Origin of the sequence: Methylacidimicrobium sp. AP8, assembly GCF_903064525.1 — a bacterium.
GTDB lineage: Bacteria > Verrucomicrobiota > Verrucomicrobiia > Methylacidiphilales > Methylacidiphilaceae > Methylacidimicrobium.
Genome location: NZ_LR797830.1, coordinates 1,591,664 through 1,613,848, shown reverse-complemented (window position 1 = coordinate 1,613,848; position 22,185 = coordinate 1,591,664). Strand labels below are relative to the sequence as shown.

The window sequence follows — 22,185 nt, the reverse complement described above, 5'->3', positions numbered from 1 at the left end:
TCGAGCGGGAAAAGCACGGTCAGGATGAGCTTTGCGGATCTAGCCGGGCGGGCTCGGCAGGTAGTCGCGGAGGCGGCCCGATGGATCTCCGGTAGCGCCGGCCGGGGGGAAAAACCCTCGCGGGCGGGCGGCCGCACCATCGAGCAGGCCAAGGCGGAGGCCTTCCGCCGCGCCCGGCGGGGCGGCGAAAAGCCGGGAGGGAGGGAAGAAAAGACCGCCGGTTCCTCTTCCGAGAGGCTGCGGCGGTGGCGCCGGGAGTTCTTTCGCCATTCCGGGCGCTTCGGATGGGCCTCGGAGCTTCTCCAATCGGAAGAGTGGCAGAAGGCGGTACGGGCCTTGGCCGAAGAGCGGTTCCGGGATTCCGCGATCCACCTGGTCCAAGCGGGCCTGCGGGTCGGCTCGCTGGGGCTGGGCACGGTGGTCGGAGGGATGCTCGGTGCCGAAGCGGGACCGGGTGCTGCGGTCGCGGCCTGGGCCGGCGGGACGTTTCTCGGCGCGCTCGGGGCGCGGGCGGCCGGCGCGCTAAGCGTCCACCTTTCCCCGGAAGGCCGGAAACCCGGGGAGCGGGGCAAAGAGAGAGCACGCTAGAGGACCTTCTTGAAGGCGAGCGCCGACAGGGGGGGGAGAGTGAGGTTGAGCGAGCAGGGCTGCCCCTGCCAGGGAAGCTGGTCGGCCTCGAGGCCGCCCAGGTTCCCCATTCCGCTGCCTCCGAACTCGACGGCGTCGCTGTTGGCGATCTCCCGCCAGTAGCCGGCGAAGGGAGCGCCCACCCGGTATCCGATGCGGGGGACCGGAGTGAGGTTGAAGACGCAAAGGATCAGCTCCCGCCCGTCCTTCGACTTGCGGAGGAAGCTAAGGACGCTCTTCTCCGCATCGCTGAAGTCGATCCAGGAGAAGCCCTGGCCGGTGAAGTTGTCCTCGTGGAGCGCGCGCTCCCCCGCGTAGAGGTGGTTGAGGGAGCGGACCCACTGGAGCAGCTGGTTGTGCCTTCCTTCGGAGGCCAGGTGCCAGTCGAGGCTGGCCTCATGGCACCACTCGTTGCGCTGCCCGAACTCTCCGCCCATGAAGAGCAGCTTGTGGCCGACGAAAAAGAACATGTAGCCGAAGAGCGCCCGCAGGTTGGCGAACTTCTGCCAGTCGTCCCCCGGCATCTTGGCGATCAGCGAACCCTTCCCATGGACGACCTCGTCGTGGGAGAGGGGGAGGATGAAGTTTTCCTGCCAGGCGTACCAGGCGCTGAAGGTGAGGCAGTGCTGGTGATACTTCCGGTAGATCGGGTCGCGGGAGAAGTAGTAGAGGGTGTCATGCATCCACCCCATGTTCCACTTGAACCCGAAGCCCAAGCCTCCCATGTAGGTCGGGCGGCTCACCATCGGGTAGGAGGTCGACTCCTCGGCGATGAGCTGGATGCCGGAAAAGTCCTGGTAGAGCTGCTCGCTCAAGGTGCGCAGAAAGCGGATCGCCTCGAGGTTTTCCTTGCCCCCGTACTGGTTGGGGATCCATTCCCCGGGCCGGCGGGAGTAGTCGAGATAGAGCATCGAGGCGACCGCGTCGACCCGGAGGCCGTCCGCGTGGTACTTCTCGAGCCAGAAGCGGGCGCTGCTGAGCAGAAAGGCGCGGACTTCGTTGCGGCCGTAGTTGAAGATGTAACTGCCCCAATCGGGATGATACCCCTGGCGAGGATCGGCGTGCTCGTAGAGATGGGTGCCGTCGAAGAGCCCCAGCCCGTGGCCGTCGGTGGCAAAGTGGGAGGGGACCCAGTCGAGGATCACTCCGATCCCCTCCCGGTGGAGATAGTCGATCAAATACATGAAATCCTGCGGCGTGCCGTAGCGGCTGGTCGGCGCGAAGTAGCCGATCGTCTGGTAACCCCAGGAGCCCGAGAAAGGATGCTCCATGATCGGCAGGAGCTCGACGTGGGTGAAGCCCATCGCCTTGACGTGGGCGGCCAGCTGCGGGGCGATCTCCCGGTAGGAGAGCGGCCGGTGGCCCTCCTCGGGAACCCGTCGCCACGAGCCTAAGTGCACCTCGTAGATCGACCAGGGGGCATTGATCGCGTTGCGGGCCGCGCGCTCTTCCATCCAGCGGCGATCGTTCCATTCGTAGGAGATGTCCCAGAGAATCGTGGCGCTCCGGGGCGGAACCTCCCAGAGAAAGGCGTAGGGGTCGCTCTTCAGCAGCGGCGAGCCGTGGTGTTTGGAGCGGATGCAGTATTTGTAGAGGGTTCCGCTTCCGAGCCCGGGGACGAACCCCTCCCAGACGCCGGTTTGATCCCCGCGCAGCGTGAGCGGAGAGGCGTCCGGATCCCAGCCGTTGAAGTCGCCGACCACGGAGACCGCCTCCGCGTTGGGAGCCCAGACGGCGAAATAGCCGCCCTTTTCCCCGTTCCAGGTGAGCAGGCGGCCGCCGAGCTTTTCATAGAGCCGGGTATGGCTGCCTTGCCGGAAGAGGTAGGTGTCGGTCTCCCCCCAAACCTCGGGAAGCTTCCGGCCGGGGGCCGGAGCCGTTGCGATGCGCCCCGGTTCGGTTGCGGCGGCCTTCGGATCGGTTTCTCTCTCCCTCATAGACTCCCATTCTCCTCGGAACTCCGGCCGCTTTCCAGGAGTTCTTCGACGCCCCGCAGCGGAATTTCCTCCCAGGCCGGCCGGTTGTTCCGCTCGTAGCCCACCTCGTAGACCGCCTTCTCGAGCACGAAGAACTCGAGGAGGGTCCGGCATCCGGCCGGTGTTGCCGGCAGGAAGGGTGCCGGGCCGGCAGCCGCGAAGTAGCCTTCGAGGAACCGCCGGGTCGCCCGCCGCCGCCAACCGTCGGCGGCGGCCAGCCGCCGGCCTCGCTCCTCTCCCGCGTCCCCGGGCAGGAAGACGGGGGCGAGCGCGGCGTAGTGGAAGGAGCGGACCATCCCCGCGACGTCGCGGAGCGCCAAGGCCTTGCGCCGCCTTTCGGCCAGCGACCGCTCCGGCTCTCCTTCGAAGTCGATCAGCACGAAATCGTCTTCGGTGGCCAGGACTTGGCCGAGATGGTAGTCGCCGTGGATCCGGATCTTCACCAGATCGGCCGGCAGGTCGAGGATCGAGCGGAAGCGGGATTCGATCCGCGGAAAGAGGTACGCCAGCCGCTCCTCTTCGGGGCTCGACGGCACGGCCGGGGGGCCGTGCGGCATCCCGAAGGAGCGGCGAAGCAGCTCGAGGGCTTCCGCGAAAACGAGGGGAATCTCCTCCGCGGCCAGGGGCTCGGGGGCGAAGGCCGGATCATCCGTCGACCCCGCCATCGCCAGATGGAACTCGGCGGTGCGCCTGCCCAGCAGCTCCCAGCTCGGCCGGGAAGAGTCCGGAAGAGGAGGAGGGGCGCCCGAGGAGTCCAGCGACCCGGTCGCCTCGGCCAGGGCGAGAGTCCAGGCGTCCGACCGGTGGGGGACCGCCTCGGTGAGCAGCCCGAGCAGGATCGGAGCGCCGCTTTGCGGCTCGTAGTCGAGCCTGCCTCCGTAGCGGGGCACGTGCGGAAAACCGAGGACGCCCGAGAGGCGCTCGTGGACCTCGGCGTCGGGGTTCGGGCCTCCCTCGAGCTTCCGGTAGAGCTTTAGAAAAAGGCGGCTTCCGAAGAGGAGGGAGCTGTTGCTCTGTTCCCGGCCGAGCAGCCGGCAATCTTTCGGAAGGTCGCCCGAGGCGCCGAGCTCGGCCAGCAGGGGTCCCCTTCTTCCCCGCAGGAGGCCTTGCGGCCCCAACACCTCCTTCTCCTCGGCCAGCAGATCGAGCAGGGCCTGGCCGAAAAGCGGGTCCCCGGTCGCCTCCCAAAGGCACTGCGGCGAGGCGGGGGAGAGCGGACCGATCCGGTCCCCCTCCGCCAAGCCGGCCGGCGGATGATCCCCGGCCATCCGGACCGGCAGCGAGAAGAGGGCCGTCTCGCCCGCGGCGAAGCGGGCCTGGAGGAGGAGCAGCCGCAGCCCCTCCTCCCGGCGGCCGAGGCGAAACGCGTCGGCCACCCAGACCTCCTCGAGGCCCCGGGCCTTTCCCGCGAACCAGCGCCGGCCGAGAAGGAAGGATGGGAAGAGGTTTGCCGCTAGACGCCCTCCGGCGGGGGAGAACCAGAACTTCTCGGCCAGCGGATCGGGGTCCGAAGACATTCCCTATGCTTGCCAAAGCCGGAGTCGCTCGGCAAGACGGCCCGCGCGCCTTCCCCCGGCGGCCGGCTACGGCTAATCCGGCGCATACTGGGTCACCCAGAAGAGGTGCGCGGGGCTGACCGCCGGATCCAGGCGGACGTAGTTGCTCCCGTCGTGCCAGGTATAGCTCGTGTCGGCGAGCAGGTCGTTGACCTGAAAGGGCTTCCGGGGATCGATGCCGAAGTCGCCCGCCGGGAAACGGACCCAGCCCGATTGCGGGCGGGCATCCATGTTGACGACAACCAGGATCAGGTCCCCGCGGTCGGCGCTCGCCTTGGCATAGGCGAGCAGGCAGGGGTTGTCGGTGTCGCAGAAGCGGAGGTTGTTGGTTTCCTGGAGGGCGCGGTGGGTTTTGCGGATGTGGTTGACGCGGGCGATCTCGGCCTTGATGTTTCCGGGCGCGTTCCAGTCCCAGCGGCGGAGCTGGTACTTTTCCGAGTCGAGATATTCCTCCTGCCCGGGAACCAGGGCCTCCCGGACGCAGAGCTCGAAGGCCGGTCCGTAGATGCCGTAGTTGGCGGAGAGGGTCGCGGCCAGGATGAGCCGCTGCAGGAAGGTCGAGCGGTCTCCCTGCTGCAGGTAGACCGGAAGGATGTCCGGGGTGTTGGGCCAGAAGTTGGGCCGGAAGAACTCCCGGACGGGCGGACTCGTCAGCTCGGTCAGGTATTCCCGCAGCTCCGCGGGCGTCGACCGCCAGGTGAAGTAGGTGTAGCCTTGGGAGAAGCCGCACTTGGCCAGATGGTAGAGAATCTTGGGGCGGGTGAACGCCTCTGCGAGGAGGATCACCTCGGGGTAGTCCGCCTTGAGTTCGGCGATCAGCCACTCCCAGAACGCCATCGGCTTGGTGTGGGGGTTGTCGACGCGGAAGATCCGGACGCCGCGCTCGATCCAAAAGACGAAGATGCTCCGAAGCTCCTCCCAGAGCGATCGCCATTCGGCGCACTCGAAGTCGAAGGGGATGATGTCCTGGTACTTTTTGGGCGGGTTTTCGGCGTACTGGACGGTCCCGTCCGGCCGCCAGCGAAACCATTCGGGATGCTCGCGGACATAGGGGTGGTCGGGGCTGCACTGGAGGGCGATGTCGAGCGCGATCTCCAAGCCGAAGTCCCGGGCACGGGCCTGCAGGCGGTGGAAGTCTTCCCAGCCGCCGAGCGCCGGATGGATCGCCTTGTGGCCGCCCTCCTCCGAGCCGATCGCCCACGGGCTGCCCACGTCATCGGGGCCGCAGACGACGCTGTTGTTTTTTCCTTTCCGGAAATGCGAGCCGATCGGATGGATGGGCGGGAGATAGAGGACGTCGAAGCCGAGCGCGGCGATTTCCGGGAGGAGCCGCAGGCAGTCCGCGAAGGTCCCGTGGCGGCCCGGCTCGGGAGCCCACGACCGGGGGAAAAGCTCGTACCAGGAGCTGAAGAGCGCGCGGGGAGGGTCGACGAGGACCTTCCGCGCAAAGGGCGAGACGCTTTCCAGGCTCCGGTCGGGAAACCTTCGCGCCAGCTCCGCCAGCGCGGGATTCCGCGCCACGAGCGCGCGCTCGCCGATCGGCAGGGAGCGGTTCCGGAGGAGCGCGGCCCATTCCGCAAGCTCTTTGCGCTCCGGCTCGGGAGCCCGCCCTGCCGCCGCGTCGAGCAGGTCGGCGCCGATCTGGAGCTCGACCTCGATCTGTTCGCCCCCGTCGGCCTTCTTGTGGAAGCCTTCGAGCCAGGTGAGAAAGTGGTCGATCCAGGCATGCACCCGGCATTCGTAAAAGCCGAGCTTCTCGAGCCGGATTTCGGCCTGCCACTCGTCGTTCCCGAGCTCCCGCATCGCCACCTCTCGCCAGTCGGAATCATCCTGGTGCCGATAGCGGAGGCGGACCTCGATCCGGTCGTGACCGTCGGCAAAGACGTGTGCTTGGATCGCGAGCGTGTCGCCGAGCCCTCGCTTCACGGGAAACCGGGGGTCGTCGATCTCCGGCAGGATGCGGCTGATGACCACACGCCGCCTCCCGTCGGACGGCCAGAGGCGAAGGTGGGAAGCTTCCATGATCGCAGGGAAGGGTCCGGGCGCCTTCCGGACGGCTCCTGTCCTATTGGGAGAGGAAGCCAAAGAACCGGGCAAGCAGAAAAGCGTTGAGCCCGATGACGGCGGCGCAGACGAGCCATCCGGCGATCGTCGTCCCGGGAGAGTTGCGCAGGGGCCCCATCCGGCGGCGGCTCTGGGTGAAGAGCAGGAGGGGGACGAGCGCGAAGCCGATGCCGAAGCTGAGGATCACCTGGGAAGCGATGAGGATCTTGGTCGCGTCGATGCCCAAGGCGATCAGCAGGACCGCCGGCGCCATCGTCACCAGCCGCCGGACCCAGATGGGAATGCGAAAGCCGACGAACCCTTGCATGATGACCTGCCCGGCGAGCGTCCCCACCGCCGAGGACGAGAGGCCGGAGGCGAGCAGCGAAAGCGCGAACGCGCCGGCGGCCAGCGTGCCCAGCATGGGCGAGAGCGCCCGGTACGCCTGGAGGATCGTGTTGCCTCCGGCGGGCGCGGAGCCCGCGAAGGCTGCCGCCGACACGGCGAGCATCGCCAGGTTGATGAGCCCGGCGATCGCCATGGCCAGGGAGACGTCGAGAAAGGAGAGGCGGATCAGCTTCCGCTTCTCCTCGACCCGCCGGGCCGGAATCCTCCCCTGGGTGAGAGCCGAATGGAGATAGATTGCGTGCGGCATCACGGTCGCTCCCAGGATGCCGGCGGCCAGGTAGGCGCCTTCGGTCCCGGGAAGAGAGGGAACGAGGAGGCCGCGGAGGCACGCCGAGGGCGAGGGATGGATCCAGAAGAGCTCGAAGGCGTAGCAGGCGGCGATGAAGCCCACGAAGGCGGTGAGAAGGAGCTCGAGAGAGCGGAAGCCCTTGGGCCGCAGCCCGAGCATCAGGAAAGAAAGGGCGCCGGTGAGGACGGCTCCGATTCCGAGCGGGATCCCGAAGAGGATCTGCAATCCGAGGGCGGCCCCTAGGAACTCGGCCAGATCGGTCGCGACCGCCATCAGCTCGGCTTGGAGCCAGTAGGCGATGCGCAAGAGCGGGTGGGGGAGAGCCTCCCGGATGCATTCGGGAAGATTTTTTCCGGTCGCGATGCCGAGCTTGGCGGAGAGGCCTTGCGCGAAAAGGGCGATTAGGTTCGCCCAGAGCACCACCCAGAGGAGCTGGTAGCCGTAGCGGGTTCCGCTCTCGATGTCGGTCGCGTAGTTGCCCGGGTCGACATAGGCGATGGCCGCGATGAATGCGGGCCCGAGAAACGGAAGGAATCGGTCGGCTTTTCCCGTCGCCTCGCCGCCGAGGACGGTTGCCGCCCGCTCCCGCACCCGGGCGTCCCACCCGTCCGCGGAGGCGGCGACCGCCGGCTCGAGCTTCGTTCGCGTCCCCGCCGGATGGCTGGAGGGGTCAGCGCTCATGGATCCCGGGCCGTCCCGCCTTTCTTCCGGGCGGCGGATCGGAGGAAGCCGAGCCGGAGAGGGTCTCGGCCAGCAGATGGGAGGCGAGAAGCCTGGGAACCAGAAAGCGGCTGCCGGCGACAAGGAGGGAGACTCCGTCCGGGTGGCTGTCGGCCACCTCGACCTCCGTTCCCGGAAGGAGGCCGAGCCTTTCCACCAGGTTGAGAGCATCCTGGTCCTGCAGGGTCACCCGGCGGATAATCGCCCGGCTCGCCCGGCCGAGGCGGGCGAGCGGGACCAGATGTCGATCCTCCCCCAGGGCCAGCTCCGGGGTGGGAATCGGGTCTCCGTGCGGATCCCGCTCGGGGTGGGAAAGAACCTCGGCCACCCTCTGCTCGAAGCGTTCGCTGATCACATGCTCGAGCGCCTCGGCTTCCTCGTGCACCTCGTCCCACCGGTAGCCGAGCATCCGGAAGAGAAAGACTTCCAAGAGCCGGTGGTGCCGGACGATCTCGACCGCGATCCGCCGGCCCGCCTCGGTCAGCCGGACTCTGCGATAGGGCGCCCGCTCCACCAGCCCCTCTTCGGCGAGCTTCTTGAGCATCCCCGTGACCGAAGCGGGGCGGACTCCGATCCGGTCCGCCAGAAGCTGGGTGGTTGCCCCCCGGGGGTTCTCGTCCAAAAGAAGGATCTGCTTGAGGTAGTCCTGCTGGGCTTGGCTGGGGACGGGCGAGCCTTTTCTGCCTTCCGCTTCCTCCAGGCCCTGCTTCATTTCGACAAAAAATTTAGCCTCTCCTAATCCTTCGCGTCAACGGAAAGCGTCGGCACCGGGTCGAAAGCCAGATCGGCCGCGGAAATCTCCTCGATGGTCGGAACCACCGCATCGGGTGACCGGTGCGAGACGGCCAGAGCGCCGACAAAACCGGCTCCGCAGTCTAGGCTTCGGACCGCCCAGCGGGCGCCCTCCGGTTCCGGGGGGTCGACCTCTTCCCAGGGGGATCCGTCGCGCCGGACGAGGCGGAAAGAGCGGGGGGAGCGGAAGAGGCCCGTTCCGCATCCCTTGAGAAAAGCCTCCCGCTTGGTCCAAGCCCGCAGGAAGCTCAAGGTGCGCTCCGCCGGGGGAGCGGCCGCGGCCACGGCCGCCTCCTCGGCCGGGAGAAATCGCCGGGCGAGCCCGACAGGATCTCTCCTAGGCACGTCGGCCTCCAGGTCGATGCCGACGGGGAAGCGGGCGACGGCCACGAGGCAGCGGTCCGCGGAGTGCGAGAGGTTGAACCAGAGGCCGAACGATTCCGGGAGGAGCGGCTTTCCCCAGCACCCTCTCCCGATGGGAAGCCGCTCGGGGGCGATGCCGGTGAAGCGGGAGAGGAGGCGGCGCAAGAGCTCCTCGCTGCGCCCGGCCCGGACGCGCCCCGGGAGCGCTCCGCTGCCCGCATCCGGCGGCGGAAACCCGGAAAGCCGGGCGGCGAAGATCCGGACCGCGGAAGGGACGATGCGGTCGGCCGTCGCCATCCTCCCACCATTCCTTCCCCTGCCGGCCCGAGGCAAGCGCTTTTGCGGGATTGGCTTGCAGGATCCTTTCCCGTCTGGGACGCTTCCTCCACTCCCCTAAGAGTCAGGGCCGGCTTGGTGCTCGAACGAATCTTCGCCTTTTCCCTACGGCATCGATCGGGCGTGCTGCTGGCGGTCGGAGCCCTCATCGGCTTCGGGATCTGGGCCGCCCTCCGCCTGCCGATCGACGCCGTTCCCGACATCTCGACCGTCCAGGTCCAGGTGAACACGGTCGTCCCCTCGCTCGCCCCCGAGGAGATCGAGAAGCTGGTCACGATGCCGATGGAGCGGGAGCTCTCCGCGCTGCCGCACCTGGAGGAGGTGCGGTCGATCAGCAAGTTCGGCCTCTCCCAGGTCACGCTCATCTTTCGCGACGGAACGGACATCTACCGCAGCCGCCAGCTGGTCAGCGAGCGGCTGCTTCGCGCGGCGGATCAGATCCCGCCCGGTCTTTCCCCGGCGCTCGCGCCGATTGCGACGGGTTGCCAGCAGCTAAAAAATATATGGACACATAGCCAGTTTAATGGCAGTATGTACGAGTGAAGTTGAGTGTCTGGGCCAAGCGGCAGGGCATTTGCTACAAGACAGCTTGGCGGATGTGGAAGGAAGGGCGTTTGCCCGTCCCGGCCGAGCAGTTGCCGACCGGAACGGTGATCGTGCATGCGGAGCCCTCGCAACCCAATGGGGTCGCCCTTTACGCACGGGTATCGAGCTCCGATCAGAAAGCGGATCTGGACCGGCAATTGGCTCGGCTGACCGAATTTGCGCTGAGCAAACGGTTGCCGATCGTCAAGGCCGTCAAGGAGGTCGGCTCCGGAATGAACGGCCATCGGAAGGGCCTGATCGGGCTGCTCCGTGATCCCAATATCGGCGTCATCCTGGTCGAGCATCGCGACCGGCTGATGCGCTTCGGCTTGGAGTACGTGGAAGCGGCATTGGCCGCGCAGAGCCGATCGGTCCTGGTGGTGGAGTCGGACGAGAGGACCGATGACATCGTGGGCGACCTGCATGAGGTCATCGTTTCGATGTGTGCCCGGCTTTACGGGAAGCGATCCGCTCAGGACCGCGCCGAGAAGGCGCTCAAAGCGATCCATGAGTAAGCTCCCTGTTTTCACCTACCAGACCCGGTTGAGGTTAACGCATGAGCAGACTTCGTGTCTTGACGCCTATGCGGCGCTCTACGGGCGGGCGCAGCGGACTCTTTTGGCCAGGATGCGGGCGGGCGTTTCCATAAACGAACTCAAGCGGTCGTTTCGGCGCCGGTTCGGCCTCACCGCCCGGCAGTTCAACGCCATTCGGGTCGAGCTCGAAGGCAAGATCGCCTCGATCCGGGAAAGGCGGCCTGAGTTGATCGAGGAAGCCAAAGGGCGGATCAAGAGAGCAGAAGAGGCGGTCGGCCGGCTGGAGGAGAAGCATCCGGGATCGGATGTCGTGCACCAAAAAAAAGCGGCGGCTTGCCGTCCTGCGGGCGAAGCTCGAGGCGCTTCTGACCGATCAGGAGTCCGGCCGGGTCCGGCTCTGTTTCGGTTCCCGACGCCTCTTCCGCAAGCAGTTTTCCCGGGAAGAGAACGGCTATGCGGACCATGCCGCATGGAAGAAGGATTGGCAGGCGGAGCGGAGCAGCCAGTTCTTCGTGCTCGGATCGAAGGACGAGGCCTCGGGCAACCAGTCCTGCCAAGCCGCAGTCGCTCCGGACGGCAGCCTGCGGCTGCGGTTGCGGCTGCCGAACGGATGGGGAAGCACGAGCAAACACCTGGTGCTTGAGGGCGTGCGCTTGGCCTACGGCCAGGAGGAAATCCTCCAGGCCCTCTCCGCCGGCCGGGTCGTGATCGGAGCAACCAAGACGGGGAAGCTCTTCCGCAAGCGGGAGGGAGCTGCCGTAAGCTACCGCTTCGTGCGGGACCGGAAGGGGTGGCGGGTATTCGCAAGCGTCGAGGCGCAACCGGTTGCCCTGGTGACACGCCGCCTTGCCGGAGCGATCGGCGTTGACAGCAACCCGGATTATCTTGCCTTGGCCGAAACGGATCGCTTCGGGAATCTCGTGGGAAGCCGCCGGATCGGATTGCATCTCTCTATGGGAAGAGCGAGGAGCAAGTGAAAGCCGCGATCGGCGATGCGTGCCGGGAGATCGCCCGGGCCTGCGCCGAATCGGGCAAGCCGCTCGTGATCGAGCGATTGGATCTTCGCAAGCGGAGGGCCGAGCTGGAGGCGGTCGATGGCGTCCGGGCTCGCTCGCTCTCATCCTTCGCCTACGCCAAGACGAACTCCATGCTCAAGGCGGCTTCCTTTCGTGCCGGAGTCAAACGGATCGAAGTCGACCCGGCCTACACTTCCGTGATCGGCGCGGTCAACCACGCGCGCCGTCATGGCATCGGTTCTCACCAGGGCGCGGCCTACGCCGTCGCCCGGAGAGGATGGGGCCTATCCGAGCGCCCGTCCGTGCGGGAGGCGGTCGTGCCGACCCGCAATGGCGGCCATCTCACCTTCGCCCTACCCGCGAGGAATCGGACGAGTCGTTCTGGGCGGACGTTCGGAAGGGGCTCAAAGCGGCGCATGCAGCGCATGCCCGGTCGGGAGGCAACCATCTGCCTCCCGCGCCTCTGCTCCCGAAATCGCGGGCATTGGGCGCTACCCGGACTTTGCCGGCGAAACCCCGGCACGCGAACCGTCGGCAACACTGTTCGGCTGACGTCGTGGACGATCTTCCCTGGTAGGGGAACGGTTGTCTATGGTTTTAGGAACGGCTAGCCGGAGCTCCTTCCGGAAGGAGACCCGTGCCGCTCCGCCCGCGCACAGGGCCGCAGCCGTTTTTCGGCCTCGACGAGGAGCGCCGATCCGAGGCCGCAGAGAACCGGATAGACCCAGTAGGCCGGGTGGATCGGCTCGGTGCCGAAGATCCGGTTCATGACGGGATGGTAGGTGAAGGCGAGTTGGAGGAGGGCCGTCGCGAGCGCTCCCCCGAGAACCCATGGGTTGGCGGCGATGGCCCGCAGGGAGGGGCCGGGTGAGCGAACGGCAGGAGAAGAGGGAGAAGGCGTCCATCGCCACCACGGCGTCGGCGGTCACCGTTCTCGCCTCGGCGAAGGTGGCCTGGTGAGCGGTCCGGATCCATGCAAAAAGGGAGAGGCCTGCGGAGGCGATCCGGAAGGAGACCCAGCGGGGCCGGTCGATCTTCCCTTGGCCGGGGGCGAGGTGGTCATCGGTCACCCCTCGGTTGTCGTTGACATGGAGGGCGATCACCCGGTCGGCGAGAAGCTCGTAAGCCGGTTCGAGCGGCCGGGAGCGCCACAAGAAGCAATGCCCCGTGTCGAAGCAGATCCCCACCTCCTCCTTGGGGAAAGGCTCGACCAGCTCGCGCAGGAGACCCGGATCGGCGGTAAAAAGGTGCGGCAGGAGGGTTTCGAGGGCGATGGCGACGCTCTGGGCGCGGGTCACCGCCTCGTACTTGTCCCAGAGATCTCCCCATCCGTGCTCCTCCTCGTAGCGCGCAGACCAGACCGGCGATTTGCGCGGGCTCCCAACCGAGGGCGAGCAGCACGCGGGTGAGCGCTTGCAGGTTGGTCGGTTTCAGGAGGTGGGGGTTGGGGTCGCGCAGGCAGTGGACGACGCAGGGCGGCAGCCCGGGCGGCGGGGCGGTCCGGTCGCGCCGGATCTCCCGGATTTCCCGATGGACCTCGGCCAGCGCGGATCCCTCGTAGTCCGCAAGCCACGCGGGGATCGACGGGGCGGCATCGGGGATGGCGACCGAGCAGTCCTCGGCCAACCGCGCGGCCCGTTCCCCATCGGTCCGGGCCTCGAGGAGATCTTCGAGCCGGGAGCCGGGGAATCGCGGCAGAAGAAGCGGAACGGGGAGCTGCCGGCCGGCCCGTTCCCCGTACTTTTCCCGGAGGACACGGTGTTTCTGATAGGCCGAAAAGGGGCAGCGGGTCGCCCGCCGGGGCAGCGGATCGCCGAAGAGGGAGAGGTCGAGGGAAACCGCCTCGCGACAGCCTCTGGAGCCGATCCGCCCGACGGCGGCGTCGGTCGGAACGGCCGGGAGCGGCTCGCTCCCGGCCGGAGGGAGCGACTCGTATTCACGGAGGATCCGGTGGACCAAGTGCTCGAGAAGTCGGCCCAACGTCTCGTAGGCCGCCGCTTCCGGGGAAGGCAGGGAGCGCCCGAAGCGGGCCGCGAAGCGGTCGCCCCATTCGAGCAGGCGGGGAGAAGCCGAGCCGCGGGCGGCCAGCAGCGGGAAGGCCTTCGAATCCTTGGGAATCCGCAAGACGAAATGGTACCCCTGGCCGGTCAAGATGGTCAGCGGCTCGATCCCGTAGGCGCCGAAGGAGCGGCGGATCACCCGGTAGAGCGGCTCGACCCGGGAAAAGACCTCCGGCGGCCGGAAGAAGACTTCGGCCGGGTAGTCCCAGTTGACGTATTCGATGTCGAGGATCCCCAAGAGCGCGTTCCGATCCCAGACCGAGCGGAGGATATCCACCCCGGCCTCCAGCAGGTCGGGAAAGTTCCGCTTCTCCACCGAAGCATGAGGCTCGGCCGAAGGCCGTCGGCCCATGGCGGCGCCGTAACCGACGAGGTAGACGCAGGAAAAGGATCCCGGATCCTCCGGGACTCCGCCGCAATATTCGGCGATCCTCCGGCGCACCGGAGCGTGGGCGTAGTACTCCCGGGCGGCGCGTGTCGTCATCGTAAGGTAAGCTGCCTCCATTCGCTGCGTCGCGAAAGGAGCGAATCGATCCTTGGCCGACGGGGTGGCGCGGAAATCCGGACTACGGGCCCGAAGCGCCCCGGCCGCCGCCGGCGCGCGTAAGTCGCTTCGTTCAAGAAACATAAAAATGCGACGCGCCGCGAAATTTGGTGGCGCCGCCTGCCGGGAACGGGCATGCTCTTCGAGCATGAATACCCGGGTCTCTCTTCTCACGGTCCTAGGCAGGATCCTGGCCGCCGCCTCGCTCCTGGCCGTCGTCGCCTGCTCGGAAAAGCCCAAGCCCCAGCCGGCGCAGCCGACGCCCGCTCCGACCTACCAGCCGCTCGACCACAAGAGCTGAAGGCGGTTCGGACGCCGTGCGCGCGAGCCCGCGCGCGTTCCTCCGGGAACGCGGGGAAGGGGCGGAACGATCGGAAGCTCGCCTCGGAGAGCAAAGTTTGCGTAAAATACCGGGGCCCAGGCGAGCATGCCGCCGATCTTTCCTATGTTCTGCTCCATGCGGGGACGGCTGATCGTCCTCTTGCTCTTGCTCATCGGCGCGACGGCCTCCGCGGCCATGCTGATGATCGGCCTATTCGGCCAATCGGCTTCCGCCCGGGCCGCCCAGGCCCAGGCCGAAAGCAGCCGGGCCGCCGAAGACATCGCCGAGGGCATCCGGAGCCTGGGGGCGCTGCTCCCGAAATCTTCTTCCGAGGCGGTGCGACCGGAGGTCCGTGCCCGGCTCGCCGAGGCGGTCCGCGCCGCGCTGCACGACCGGCCGGGGATCGAAGGAGGCATCTGGGAGGAGGGGAGGGGCTCGCTCGCCTATGCCTACCCCACCTATCCGGGCGAAAGGCCGAAGACCGACGTGCCGGAGGCCGAGCTGCCCCGGATCGAAAGGGTCACCCATGCCGCGCTCTCCGAGAACCGCCCGGTCGCCGTGCGCTATGCCGCGGCTTCCCAGATCCTGCTGGTCACGGCCACTCCTCTCCGGGGCCCCGTGCCGGGGTGGACGGCCTGGACGATGACCCGCATCTTCCCTTTTGCCGGCCGGAGCTATCGGCTCTTGATGGCCGGCCTGGCGATCCTCTTCGCGAACGTCTTCCTCGCCTCCCTTCTGCTCTCGCGCTTTACCTTGATCTGGTCGCGCCATCTGCGGCGGATCGAAAGCGCCCTCCAGGCCCACGATATCCCCGACTTGCCCGTCTTGCCCCCGACCGGGGAGCGGGAGCTCGACCGGATCGTCTCCGCCCTCAACGAGGCCGGGGCGCGCCTCTCCGAGGCGAGAAGAAAAGCGGACCGGCTGGCGCGGCAGATGGCGGCCGGCGAGCGGCTGGCGGCGATCGGACGCGTCTCGGCGGGGATCGCCCACGAGATCCGCAACCCGATCGCCGCCATGCGGCTTAAGGCCGAAAACGCGCTGCACGGCGACGAGGCGGCCAAGAACGGCGCTTTGCGCATGATCCTAAGCCAGGTCGACCGCCTCGACGCGCTCCTCCGCCGCCTCCTGTCGGTGAGCGAGAGGGAGCGGGTTCGGCGCGAAGAGGTGGAGCTCGAGCCTTTTCTGGCTTCCTGCGCTTCGACGCTTGCCGAGCTGGCGAAGGCCAAGGGCGTCTCCTTGGTAGCCACCGCGGACCTGAAGGAAGCGTCCTTCGATCCGGCGCAGATCCGCCGCGCCCTCGACAACCTCTTGCGCAACGCGATCGAAGCCGCGCCGGAAGGAACGGAGGTCCGATTGCGGGCGCAGGCGCTTCCGGAGGGTGTGCGCTTTTCGGTGCACGACGAGGGGAGCGGTCCGCCCGCCTCGATCCGCGCGCACCTCTTCGAGCCCTTCGTCTCCGGGCGGGCGGGGGGAACCGGCCTCGGGCTCTCGATCGTCCGGGAGGCGGCCGCCGCGCACGGGGGGACGGCACGCCTTCTCGACGAAGGGCCGGGCACCACCTTCGAGCTGGTTCTGCCATGGGCCGCATCCTGATCGTCGACGACGACGACGCGCTATCCGAAGCGCTGGCCGAAACGGTCCGCAGCCTCGGCCACCAGGCCCGGACCGCCGGATCCGGGGCGGAAGCGCTGGCCGCCTTGGGGTCGGAACCGATCGACGGGGTCCTGCTCGACCTCCGGCTGCCGGGGATGGACGGCCTCGAGGTGCTGGCGCGCATCCGGCGGCTGCCCGAAGCGCCGCCCGTCGCGGTGCTGACCGCCCACGCCACCGCGGCCAATACGATCGAGGCGATGCGGCTGGGGGCCTTCGACCACTTGACCAAGCCGATCGGCCGGGCCGACTTGGCGCGGCTCCTCCGGGAGATGGAGACGGCCAGCGTCCGGTTCGAGGCCGCCCGGTCCGAAGCCCGGCCCGCGGAGTTCATCGGCTCGAGCGAAGCGATGCGAAAGGTCCAAAAGACGATCGGCAGGGTGGCGGACAGCGACGCCACGGTCCTCATTCTCGGAGAGACCGGAACAGGCAAGGAGCTGGTCGCCCGGGCGATCCACGACCACGGCCGTCGCCGCGACAAGCCGTTCGTCGCGGTCAACTGCGCGGCCGTTCCCGCCGACCTATGGGAGAGCGAGCTCTTCGGCTATCTCCGCGGCGCCTTCACGGGCGCCCATGCCGACCGGAAGGGCGCATTCCTGGAAGCCGACGGGGGAACCCTCTTTTTGGACGAGGTCGGCGAAATGCCGCTCTCGATGCAGCCGAAGCTCCTCCGCGCCCTCCAGGAGCGGGTGATTACTCCGATCGGCGGCAAGCCGGTCCCGGTCGACGTCCGCGTCATCTCCGCCACCAATCGCGACCTCGCCGAGCGCGTGCGCGAAGGCGCCTTTCGGCAAGATCTCTTTTACCGGCTCCACGTCGTGCCCATCGAGCTGCCTCCCCTCCGGGCGCGGATCGCCGACATCCTCCCGCTGGCGGAGCATTTCCTGGCCCGTTCCGGCAAGTCGCTCGCTGCTGATGCGGCGGCGCTCCTCATCCGGTATCCGTGGCCGGGCAACGTCCGGGAGCTGCGCAACGTCCTTGAGAGAGCGGCGGTGCTCGCGCGCGGCGAGAGGATCGCCGCTTCCGACCTGGCGCTCGCCCCGGAGGCGGAGAGCCCGGCTCGGTTCGACTGGCCCGACGAGGATCTGCCTTCGGCCATCGCGCGCCTCGAGGAGCTGCTGATCCGCCGGGCGCTGGCGCGCAGCCGCGGCAACCGGGCTGAGGCGGCCCGCGCCCTCGGCATCCACCGCCAGCTCCTCTACACCAAGATGCGGCGCTACGGCCTCCTTCCCGCCGACGGCAGGCCGGGACACCCCTTCGAAGACGGGTAGGAGGCCGAAGAGCCGGCCGGAGGCGGTTGCGATGCCTCCTTCCCGGGCCTCCGCTTCGCCGGGGCGGCTTTCAGGCTCCGGCGCGGATGCGGGAGGAGCCGTCGAGCCAGCGCCGGAGGATGGCGGCTACGCGCTCCGGCTGCTCGAAGGGAGCGTAATGGCCCGCATCCGGAATTTCGGAATACTCCACGATGCCTCCGCCGCGCCGGATCTCGTCCGCCAGGAGGCGCATGGCGTCGGGAGGGCTCGCGGTGTCCTCCCCGCCGGCGATTACGCAGCAGGGCACCCGGATCGTCCGGGCGGTGGCGATCGAGTCGGGCCGGGCGGCCAGGCCCTCCTGAACCGCGACGAGGGCTTCCGGGGAAGCGGCCGCCATCATCTCCCGGGCTTGCTCGACCGCTTGGGGGGCACGGCGGCGGGCCGTCGGCCCGAAGAGAGTCCGGAGCTGCTCCTCGACGAAGGCCGACGCCTGCCCGGCGCGGATCAACCCGATGTTCCGTTGACGGCGGGAGCGGACCGCGTCGTCGTCCGCCTGCGGGCGCGAGCAGCAGAAAGCCAGGCCGAGGACGCGGCCGGGCGTTCGGCGCCAGATTGCAAAGAGGGCGTATCCTCCGATCGAACATCCTCCGAAGAAGGCCTTCTCGATGCCTAGGAAATCCAGCAGCGCGGCGGCATCCTCGGCGAGCTTTTCTACCGTGATCGGTCCCGCGCCGGCTTGCGATCGTCCGTGGCCGCGCAGATCCGGGAGGATGACGCGATGCTCGGAGGCCAGGAGGCGGGCGACCGGCAGCCAGAAGCGGTGGTCGACCGGCGTGGGGTGGAGCAGCACCAGCGGGGTGCCCTCGCCCAGGACGGTGAAAAAAAGATCGGCGTCGCGGGAGGAGAAGGTCATGAGCGGAATCCTACCGCGTAGGGCCGGGGGATTCGAGACATCGCGGGGAGCCATGAGCCGGTCCGGGTTCCTTGACGGGGCGCCTGATTAACACAATCTTAATAAAAGCTCCGATGGGCCGATGCGATTTCCTTCCTTGTCCAAACACCGGGTTCCTCTTCTTGCGCTGATCGCGGCGCTCGCCGCCGTCCTCCTCCTCCTCCTCCTCCTGACGGCCATCCTCTCCCACTTCCTCGGCAGCGAAACCCTGCGGGCCTACTTGGAGCGCCAAATGAACAGCCGCCTGAAGGACTACGCGGTCCGCGTCGGCCGGGCCTATTTCCATCCGCTCCTGCTCGATAAGAATCTCCTGGTCCGGAAGAACGGCTTTCTTTACGCCCGAGGGTTCCCGCGGGCGGTTTCCGGCCCGTGCGCAAGCCTTCCGGCTCTCGTGCCGGCCGTTTCCCCGTGCGGCCTAAGACCGCGTCCGCCGCCGTTCCGGGCTTGACCTTTGCTCGCGATCCTCATTCGATAGGAGTCCATGCAACTCCGGCGGAGCCATGCGGTTGCGATTGCGGCGATCTGGCTGCTGCTGATTCCTTCGGCATGGGCGTCCAAGGCGTACTGGTATGAGATCGAGGTCTCCCGCGCCGCCGCCAAGGGTCCGGTCATCAAGCAGATCGGCCCCGAGTTCGACGAGGAGCCCGGCATCCCGATCTATCTCCGCGGCACGCCGGCCCGCTACCACATCATAGGGGCGATCTACATCGACGAGACCCGGCTCATCGACTCGACTTGGCGTCCGGTCGAACGGGTGGCAGTCGCGCACGGGGCCCGCGGGCTGATCCTGTTCACCCCGGCGGAGAAGAAGCGCTACTCTCCGGTGCCGGGAGATCTCTCCGACCAGCTTTGGGTCTGGTGCTATCGGTAGGCAGCCGGACGCGCCTCCCGCTTCCGCCGGAGGTCGCCTAGCGCGCCGCGCCGAGGCAGAGCTCGGCCCGTTCCCGGAGCGGCTCGAGGCCGGGGATCCGCCGGAGCACCTCGACCAGGAGGCGCAACGCGACGGGAATGTGGCCGAGGAACTCCTCTCTTTTCTTGACCAATCCGAGATAGCCGTAGGCGCCCAGCGCCTGCATCAGCCGCTGGAGGGCCGCCCATTCGAAGGCTTCTTCGAGATCCTCCGGGGGAGGGAGGAGGGCCTCGCGCCAGAGCGAGCGGTAGTAGCTCCGGAGCTCTTCCCTCCGCCCCGCGTCGAGGGCGACGTAGGGATCGTAGAGGAGCGAGGCCAGGTCGTAGGAGGCCAGCCCGAGCCGCATGCCTTGGAAGTCGATGAGATAGGCTTGCCCCGCACGGATCAGGATATTTTGGGATTGGAAGTCCCGGTGGATGAGCCGGCGCGGGAAGGCGGAAAGGATCTCGGCGACCTGCGCGAGCCTCGGAAGGGCGGAGAGGCGGGAGATCGTGTCCGCTTCCAGGCGGAAGAAGCGCCCGAGGCAGTTCTGGAAAAAATAACCTTGCTCCCAGACGTAGAGTTCGCGGGTGAACGGCGGCTCGGTCGCTAGCCCGTCGAGCCGTTCGGCGCCGCGGGAGTGGAGGAGGAAGATCTCCCGCAAGGCCGAGTGATAAAGGGGGGCCAGCTCCTCCCAAGGGGCATGGCGATAGCTCCACAGATCGGCGTCTCCCAGGTCCTCCAGCCAGAGGAGCCCGCGCTCCGGGTCCTGGCCGTAGATCCGGGGACAACGAACTCCCAAGGAGCGGAGAAAGTTGCCCAGGAGGCCGTATCGCGCGTTTTCGGGCCGACTCTCCCCGTAGCGGACCAGGATCAGCGAATCCTTCGGATCGATCCGGATCCGGTAGAAGCTCCGGTCCGAACCCCCCTTTTCCAGCTTGGTAATCGAGGCCCGGTCCAACCGGCCGAAGGGCAAGCGGCGGGCGGTTTCCTCCAGAAGCTGGTCGGGAAGCACGGCTCAAATATCTGCGTCCGCGAGGCTCCCGTTGGCAAGACGGGAGTCCCGGACGACGCAGCGCTCGAGCCGGCTGCCGGGTGCGGCCTCGGCGTCTTCCCAAAGGATAGAGTCGCGCAGAAGCGCCCCGGACCCGACCCGGCATCGCGGCCCGATCGCGGTGGCTCCTTCGAGCACGGCGTCCGGAGCCAGGCGGGCGGAAGGGTCGATCCAGCAGAGAGGGGCCCAGGGGCCCGGATCCCGGGCCAGCTCCCGGTGGACCGAGAGATAGGCTTCGCGGGTCCCCAGGTCGAACCACCGGCCCTGGTCGAGGACGATTCCCCCGACCCTGCCCGATCGGCGGATGGCGTCGAGGAAGGCGGGGATCAGCGAGACCGGGCCGCCCTCCGGGATCCAGCGGAGGAAGCCGGGGGAGAGGACGGCGATGCCGGTGTAGAGGAACCGGGGCGCATCCTCCCTTCCCAGGATGCCGCGGATGTCGACGACTTTCCGCTCCATCGGGTCGAAGCCGACGTGGAGCGCCGGGCCGCCGGATCGGAGGACGAGGGTGGCCAGATCGTCGCCCGCCAGATGCTGCCGAACCGCCTCCGCGATCGGCAGGTCGGTAAGGATGTCCCCGTTGTGGACCAGGAACGGCCGATCCCCGAACCATCCGCCGACCTTGCGGATCCCCCCTCCGGTATCGAGCAGGATCGGCTCGTGGCTCCAACGGATCGGCCGGCCCCGGTAGCTCGCCTCCGGGAATGCCTTCGCGTAGGCCTCGGGCCGGTGGTGCGTGTTGACGATAAATCCTTCGATCCCTACCTCGATCAGCCGATCGAAGACGAAGGTGAGCAAGGGCTTGTTCGCGATCGGAATGAGCGGCTTGGGCCGCTCGTCGGTCAGCGGCCGCAGCCGCGTGCCGAGCCCGGCGCCCAGCACGAACGCTTCGGCGGCCAGAGAGGGAAACGGTGCCATGACCGCGTCGGCGGCGGAAGGGGACGGCGCGAAAGGAGGCCGATCTCCCCGGGTGCCGTCGCCGGCCGTTCCTTCGTGCGGGAGCCTCCTAGGAGGCCCCTTCTTTCCTTTCCAAATGGCCTCCGAACTCGTAGCGCATCGCGGAGAGAAGCTTGTTGGCGAATTCGTCGTGACGGCGCGAGCCGAAGCGCGCGAAGAGCGCACTGCTGATCACCGGCGCGGGAACGCCCAGGTCGACCGCCGCTTCCACCGTCCAGCGGCCTTCGCCGGAATCCGAAACCCGGCCGGAGAAGCGGTCGAGGTTGGGATCTTCGAGCAGCGCTCGGGCGATCAGGTCCAAGAGCCAGGATCGGATGACGCTGCCCCGGCGCCAGACCTCGGCGACTTCGGTCAGGTCGATATCGTACTGGTAGTGTTCCGGGTTGCGCAGCGGGGTGGTCTCCGCGTCGACGGCCCGGCCCGCTTTGCCCTCGCCGGCGTGGCGGAGAATGTTGAGGCCCTCCACGTAGGCGGCCATGAGGCCGTACTCGATCCCGTTATGGACCATCTTGACCAGATGCCCGGCTCCGCTGGGGCCGCAGTGGAGGTACCCCGCTTCCGCGGTCCCCGGCTTATTTTCCCGTCCAGGCGTCGGCTCGGCCGCCTCCTTGCCCGGCGCCAGCGCGGCAAAAAGCGGGTCGAGGTGCTCGACGATCTCCTTTTCTCCCCCGATCATGAGGCAGTAGCCCCGCTCGAGCCCCCAGACGCCTCCGCTGGTGCCGACGTCGACGTAGTGGAGCCCGCGCGCCTGCAATTCCTTGGCGCGCCGGATGTCGTCCTGGTAGAAGGAGTTTCCCCCGTCCAGCAGGATGTCTCCCGGCTCCAGGTGCGCGGCCGTCTCGTTGAGCATCGAATCGACGGCCCCCGCGGGCACCATTAGCCAGACCGCCCGGGGCTTGCTCAGCTTCTGCGCCAGGTCCGCCGGCGAGGAAGCTCCCGTCGCCCCCTCCCGCACCAACGCTTCGACGGCCTCCGGATGGAGGTCGTAGACCACGCAGCGGTGACCCTTCTTCTGCCACCGCCTGACCATGTTGGCTCCCATCCGCCCCAACCCGATGACACCGATTTCCATGGCTCTTCCTCCTTCCCGATCGTTCGTTCGCGATTCTCCCGGCCGCGCCCGCTCCGCCCGACCGGGCGGCTCCACAGGCCGCCCCTCCGCCTTCTCCGGTAGAGCCTACCGGCCGGCCCGCGACCCGGAAAGGGAAAATTGGCGCCTCCCCCGCAGGCCGCGCCGCCTTGCGGCCGGCGCCCTTGCAG

General features: G+C 67.9%; 22 protein-coding genes and 1 pseudogene. 11 read left to right on the top strand and 12 right to left on the bottom strand.

Annotated elements, in window-relative coordinates:
- The first annotated feature begins 24 nt into the window (after positions 1-24).
- On the top strand, positions 25-588 hold the full coding sequence (locus MTHMO_RS07565; protein WP_202214231.1) for a hypothetical protein: 564 nt from the start codon (positions 25-27) through the stop codon (positions 586-588).
- Here the strand turns inward: MTHMO_RS07565 and glgB are convergent.
- The 6 genes from glgB to MTHMO_RS07535 form a co-directional block, all read right to left on the bottom strand.
- Positions 585-2,564 carry a 1,4-alpha-glucan branching protein GlgB gene (glgB, locus tag MTHMO_RS07560; protein ID WP_202214230.1) on the bottom strand — a complete coding sequence of 660 codons (1,980 nt, stop codon included), beginning with the start codon at positions 2,562-2,564 and terminating at the stop codon, positions 585-587. The two genes, MTHMO_RS07565 and glgB, sit on opposite strands and share 4 nt — an antisense overlap.
- Entirely contained in the window at positions 2,561-4,120 is a 1,560-nt protein-coding gene (locus MTHMO_RS07555) for a hypothetical protein (RefSeq protein ID WP_202214229.1), read from the bottom strand. The genes glgB and MTHMO_RS07555 overlap by 4 nt, the downstream gene beginning before the upstream one ends.
- Before the next feature lie 72 nt (positions 4,121-4,192).
- A complete protein-coding gene (locus MTHMO_RS07550) occupies positions 4,193-6,181 on the bottom strand; it encodes an alpha-1,4-glucan--maltose-1-phosphate maltosyltransferase (RefSeq protein ID WP_202214228.1) in 1,989 nt (662 codons plus the stop codon).
- Between the two features lie 43 nt (positions 6,182-6,224).
- A complete protein-coding gene (locus MTHMO_RS07545; RefSeq protein WP_202214227.1) occupies positions 6,225-7,580 on the bottom strand; it encodes an Nramp family divalent metal transporter in 1,356 nt (451 codons plus the stop codon).
- Positions 7,570-8,331: a metal-dependent transcriptional regulator gene (locus tag MTHMO_RS07540; protein ID WP_202214226.1), complete on the bottom strand. Its 762-nt coding sequence runs from the start codon at positions 8,329-8,331 to the stop codon at positions 7,570-7,572. The genes MTHMO_RS07545 and MTHMO_RS07540 overlap by 11 nt, the downstream gene beginning before the upstream one ends.
- Before the next feature lie 23 nt (positions 8,332-8,354).
- Positions 8,355-9,071 carry a 4'-phosphopantetheinyl transferase superfamily protein gene (locus MTHMO_RS07535; protein ID WP_202214225.1) on the bottom strand — a complete coding sequence of 239 codons (717 nt, stop codon included), beginning with the start codon at positions 9,069-9,071 and terminating at the stop codon, positions 8,355-8,357.
- 117 nt (positions 9,072-9,188) lie between these two features.
- On the opposite strand from MTHMO_RS07535, the gene MTHMO_RS07530 reads away from it, so the two are divergent.
- The 4 genes from MTHMO_RS07530 to MTHMO_RS07515 all read left to right on the top strand — a co-directional run bounded on the left by MTHMO_RS07530 (position 9,189) and on the right by MTHMO_RS07515 (position 11,858).
- Positions 9,189-9,653, top strand: coding sequence for an efflux RND transporter permease subunit (locus MTHMO_RS07530; protein WP_255535451.1), 465 nt, complete (start codon positions 9,189-9,191; stop codon positions 9,651-9,653).
- A complete protein-coding gene (locus MTHMO_RS07525; protein WP_202214224.1) occupies positions 9,650-10,210 on the top strand; it encodes an IS607 family transposase in 561 nt (186 codons plus the stop codon). The genes MTHMO_RS07530 and MTHMO_RS07525 overlap by 4 nt, the downstream gene beginning before the upstream one ends.
- A 326-nt stretch (positions 10,211-10,536) precedes the next feature.
- Positions 10,537-11,208, top strand: coding sequence for a hypothetical protein (locus tag MTHMO_RS07520; protein ID WP_202214223.1), 672 nt, complete (start codon positions 10,537-10,539; stop codon positions 11,206-11,208).
- The gene (locus MTHMO_RS07515) at positions 11,205-11,858 is read left to right on the top strand and encodes a hypothetical protein (protein WP_202214222.1); all 654 of its coding nucleotides are present in this window, start codon (positions 11,205-11,207) and stop codon (positions 11,856-11,858) included. The genes MTHMO_RS07520 and MTHMO_RS07515 overlap by 4 nt, the downstream gene beginning before the upstream one ends.
- On the opposite strand, the gene MTHMO_RS07510 is transcribed toward MTHMO_RS07515, so the two are convergent.
- Positions 11,855-12,094, bottom strand: coding sequence for a cation transporting ATPase C-terminal domain-containing protein (locus MTHMO_RS07510; RefSeq protein WP_237394923.1), 240 nt, complete (start codon positions 12,092-12,094; stop codon positions 11,855-11,857). The genes MTHMO_RS07515 and MTHMO_RS07510 overlap by 4 nt on opposite strands.
- Between MTHMO_RS07510 and MTHMO_RS11145 the strand changes: the two genes are divergently transcribed.
- Positions 12,079-12,207 (top strand): hypothetical protein, encoded by a 129-nt coding sequence (locus tag MTHMO_RS11145; RefSeq protein ID WP_255535371.1) that lies wholly within the window; start codon positions 12,079-12,081, stop codon positions 12,205-12,207. The genes MTHMO_RS07510 and MTHMO_RS11145 overlap by 16 nt on opposite strands.
- A 116-nt stretch (positions 12,208-12,323) precedes the next feature.
- Here the strand turns inward: MTHMO_RS11145 and MTHMO_RS11260 are convergent.
- Positions 12,324-12,545, bottom strand: a pseudogene (locus MTHMO_RS11260) (TIM barrel protein); the annotation flags it as partial.
- 1,454 nt (positions 12,546-13,999) lie between these two features.
- Between MTHMO_RS11260 and MTHMO_RS07500 the strand changes: the two are divergent.
- The 3 genes from MTHMO_RS07500 (at position 14,000) to MTHMO_RS07490 (ending at position 17,094) form a co-directional block, all read left to right on the top strand.
- The gene (locus tag MTHMO_RS07500) at positions 14,000-14,152 is read left to right on the top strand and encodes a hypothetical protein (protein ID WP_202214220.1); all 153 of its coding nucleotides are present in this window, start codon (positions 14,000-14,002) and stop codon (positions 14,150-14,152) included.
- A gap of 126 nt (positions 14,153-14,278) precedes the next feature.
- Entirely contained in the window at positions 14,279-15,766 is a 1,488-nt protein-coding gene (locus tag MTHMO_RS07495; protein WP_237394833.1) for a HAMP domain-containing sensor histidine kinase, read from the top strand.
- A complete protein-coding gene (locus MTHMO_RS07490) occupies positions 15,751-17,094 on the top strand; it encodes a sigma-54 dependent transcriptional regulator (protein ID WP_202214219.1) in 1,344 nt (447 codons plus the stop codon). The genes MTHMO_RS07495 and MTHMO_RS07490 overlap by 16 nt, the downstream gene beginning before the upstream one ends.
- Before the next feature lie 70 nt (positions 17,095-17,164).
- Here MTHMO_RS07490 and MTHMO_RS07485 read toward each other — a convergent pair whose 3' ends face one another.
- Positions 17,165-17,986, bottom strand: coding sequence for an alpha/beta fold hydrolase (locus tag MTHMO_RS07485; RefSeq protein ID WP_202214218.1), 822 nt, complete (start codon positions 17,984-17,986; stop codon positions 17,165-17,167).
- Positions 17,987-18,107: 121 nt separating this feature from the next.
- Here MTHMO_RS07485 and MTHMO_RS07480 point away from each other — a divergent pair, with 121 nt between their 5' ends.
- Positions 18,108-18,473 (top strand): hypothetical protein, encoded by a 366-nt coding sequence (locus MTHMO_RS07480; RefSeq protein ID WP_202214217.1) that lies wholly within the window; start codon positions 18,108-18,110, stop codon positions 18,471-18,473.
- A 33-nt stretch (positions 18,474-18,506) separates the two neighbouring features.
- Complete coding sequence (locus MTHMO_RS07475) at positions 18,507-18,896, top strand: hypothetical protein (RefSeq protein WP_202214216.1); 390 nt, start codon at positions 18,507-18,509, stop codon at positions 18,894-18,896.
- A gap of 37 nt (positions 18,897-18,933) precedes the next feature.
- Here MTHMO_RS07475 and MTHMO_RS07470 read toward each other — a convergent pair whose 3' ends face one another.
- From MTHMO_RS07470 to gnd, 3 genes are all read right to left on the bottom strand, one after another.
- Entirely contained in the window at positions 18,934-19,929 is a 996-nt protein-coding gene (locus MTHMO_RS07470; RefSeq protein WP_202214215.1) for an aminoglycoside phosphotransferase family protein, read from the bottom strand.
- 3 nt (positions 19,930-19,932) lie between these two features.
- Positions 19,933-20,886, bottom strand: coding sequence for a sugar phosphate nucleotidyltransferase (locus tag MTHMO_RS07465; protein WP_202214214.1), 954 nt, complete (start codon positions 20,884-20,886; stop codon positions 19,933-19,935).
- Positions 20,887-20,974: 88 nt separating this feature from the next.
- Positions 20,975-21,997 carry a phosphogluconate dehydrogenase (NAD(+)-dependent, decarboxylating) gene (gene gnd / locus MTHMO_RS07460; protein ID WP_202214213.1) on the bottom strand — a complete coding sequence of 341 codons (1,023 nt, stop codon included), beginning with the start codon at positions 21,995-21,997 and terminating at the stop codon, positions 20,975-20,977.
- Positions 21,998-22,185 lie beyond the last annotated feature (188 nt).

Coding starts and splice junctions, on each gene's coding strand:
- MTHMO_RS07565 (WP_202214231.1), top strand. CDS start 25: ATGAGCTTTGCGGATCTAGCCGGGCGGGCTCGGCAGGTAGTCGCGGAG.
- glgB (WP_202214230.1), bottom strand. CDS start 2,564: ATGAGGGAGAGAGAAACCGATCCGAAGGCCGCCGCAACCGAACCGGGG.
- MTHMO_RS07555 (WP_202214229.1), bottom strand. CDS start 4,120: ATGTCTTCGGACCCCGATCCGCTGGCCGAGAAGTTCTGGTTCTCCCCC.
- MTHMO_RS07550 (WP_202214228.1), bottom strand. CDS start 6,181: ATGGAAGCTTCCCACCTTCGCCTCTGGCCGTCCGACGGGAGGCGGCGT.
- MTHMO_RS07545 (WP_202214227.1), bottom strand. CDS start 7,580: ATGAGCGCTGACCCCTCCAGCCATCCGGCGGGGACGCGAACGAAGCTC.
- MTHMO_RS07540 (WP_202214226.1), bottom strand. CDS start 8,331: ATGAAGCAGGGCCTGGAGGAAGCGGAAGGCAGAAAAGGCTCGCCCGTC.
- MTHMO_RS07535 (WP_202214225.1), bottom strand. CDS start 9,071: ATGGCGACGGCCGACCGCATCGTCCCTTCCGCGGTCCGGATCTTCGCC.
- MTHMO_RS07520 (WP_202214223.1), top strand. CDS start 10,537: ATGTCGTGCACCAAAAAAAAGCGGCGGCTTGCCGTCCTGCGGGCGAAG.
- MTHMO_RS11145 (WP_255535371.1), top strand. CDS start 12,079: ATGGGTTGGCGGCGATGGCCCGCAGGGAGGGGCCGGGTGAGCGAACGG.
- MTHMO_RS07500 (WP_202214220.1), top strand. CDS start 14,000: ATGAATACCCGGGTCTCTCTTCTCACGGTCCTAGGCAGGATCCTGGCC.
- MTHMO_RS07495 (WP_237394833.1), top strand. CDS start 14,279: ATGCCGCCGATCTTTCCTATGTTCTGCTCCATGCGGGGACGGCTGATC.
- MTHMO_RS07490 (WP_202214219.1), top strand. CDS start 15,751: ATGGGCCGCATCCTGATCGTCGACGACGACGACGCGCTATCCGAAGCG.
- MTHMO_RS07485 (WP_202214218.1), bottom strand. CDS start 17,986: ATGACCTTCTCCTCCCGCGACGCCGATCTTTTTTTCACCGTCCTGGGC.
- MTHMO_RS07480 (WP_202214217.1), top strand. CDS start 18,108: ATGCGATTTCCTTCCTTGTCCAAACACCGGGTTCCTCTTCTTGCGCTG.
- MTHMO_RS07475 (WP_202214216.1), top strand. CDS start 18,507: ATGCAACTCCGGCGGAGCCATGCGGTTGCGATTGCGGCGATCTGGCTG.
- MTHMO_RS07465 (WP_202214214.1), bottom strand. CDS start 20,886: ATGGCACCGTTTCCCTCTCTGGCCGCCGAAGCGTTCGTGCTGGGCGCC.
- gnd (WP_202214213.1), bottom strand. CDS start 21,997: ATGGAAATCGGTGTCATCGGGTTGGGGCGGATGGGAGCCAACATGGTC.